We start from the raw sequence: 1429 nt of genomic DNA, 5'->3' as shown, positions 1-1429 counted from the left end.
TGGCCCGCCGCGACTACGGCGCCGCCGAGGCCGCGGCGCGCGAGGTGCTGGCCGGCCGTGGCGCCCGCGGCCAGGACGGGCAGTTGCTGCTGGGCGATGCCATGCTGGGCCGGCGCGATTACGCCAATGCCGCCATTGCCTATGACGATGCCTATAAGCGCAACCGCCAGTCGGCCCGCGCGCCGGAGGCGATGGTCGGGCTGGCCAATGCCTTCATCGGCCTGAACGCCAAGCGCGAGGCCTGCGACACGCTGAACAACCTGCGCAGCGAGTTCCCGCGCCTCAGCGGCAATGTCGCCACCCGCGCCAGCGAGGCGCGCGGCCGCGCCGGCTGCCGCTGACCTCAGCGGAGAGGCCACCTGGCGCGGCGGAATTCGCCGCGCTGATGGCGCCGCTGGGCCCTTTCGGTGCGGCGCCCAGGCTCGCGGTGGGGGTCTCGGGCGGCCCCCATTCCCTGGCGCTGGCCTTGCTGGCGCGGGACTGGGTCCAGGCACGGGGCGGCAGCCTGCTGGGGCTGGTGGTGGACCATGGCCTGCGCCGTGAAAGCGGCGAGGAAGCCCGCTGGGCCTTCGATACCCTGAAGGCTTGCGGCATTCCATCCGAGGTGATCGCGCTCGGCCTGCCCCGTGGCGCGGCGGTGCAGGAAAGGGCCCGCGCGGCCCGGCTGGAGGCCATGTTGGCCCGATGCGGCGCGCTGGGCCTGCCTTGGCTGTTGCTGGGGCAGCACCGCGCCGACCAGGCTGAGACAGTGCTCTTCCGCGCCTTGCGTGGCAGCGGCCCGGCAGGGCTGGCCGGCATTCCGGCAGCCCGGGCGGCAGGCGAGGCGCTGCTGCTGCGGCCCTTGCTGGAGATGGCGCCGGCCCGGCTGGAGGCGCTTTTGAAAGCGAACGGGGTGGTTCCGTTGCGCGACCCCTCCAATCTGGACCCACGCTTCACCCGCGCACGCCTGCGGCTGGCCCTGGCGGACCCCGGCGGGGAGGGTGGTGGCATCGCCGCCCTGGCCGAGGCGGGTCAAGCCTTCGCCCGGCGCCGCGCCCGGCTGGAGGATGCGGTGGCGGCGCGCCTCGCAGCGACGCTGCGGCTGGCGCCGGAGGGCTGGGCCCGCCTGGATGCCGCCGCGCTGGGACAGGATGCCGTGGCACTGGCAGCCCTGGCGGCGCTGCTGCGGCTGCTCTCCGGCAGCGAGCATGCGCCGGGGCAGGAGGCGGTAGCCACCTTGCTGCGCCGTGGGCAGGGGACGCTGCATGGGGTGCAATGGCGGGATGACCTGCTGTGCCGGGAGGCCGCCGCCTGTGCGCCACCGTCGCCCGCGATGCCCGGAAGCCGCTGGGACGGGCGCTGGCGGGTGCTGGCGGCGCCGGAAGGCAGCAGCATCGGCGCGCTGGGCGCGGAGTCGGGCGGCATCTCGCGGGCGGCCCGGCTTGGGCTG

General features: G+C 75.5%; 2 protein-coding genes. Both read left to right on the top strand.

Annotation, left to right across the window (positions count from 1 at the left end; translation table 11 throughout):
- Positions 1-341: tetratricopeptide repeat protein (locus IBL25_RS26110; protein ID WP_408898316.1), on the top strand; the 341-nt coding region annotated here is incomplete at its 5' end.
- A 44-nt stretch (positions 342-385) separates the two neighbouring features.
- On the top strand, positions 386-1429 hold a 1044-nt coding region (tilS, locus tag IBL25_RS26105; RefSeq protein ID WP_187781342.1), incomplete at its 3' end, for a tRNA lysidine(34) synthetase TilS.

Origin of the sequence: Pseudoroseomonas ludipueritiae, assembly GCF_014490445.1 — a bacterium.
GTDB classification, from domain to species: domain Bacteria; phylum Pseudomonadota; class Alphaproteobacteria; order Acetobacterales; family Acetobacteraceae; genus Pseudoroseomonas; species Pseudoroseomonas ludipueritiae.
Note: the sequence above shows the minus strand (reverse complement) of the source record. Positions and strands in the feature narration are given on the sequence as shown.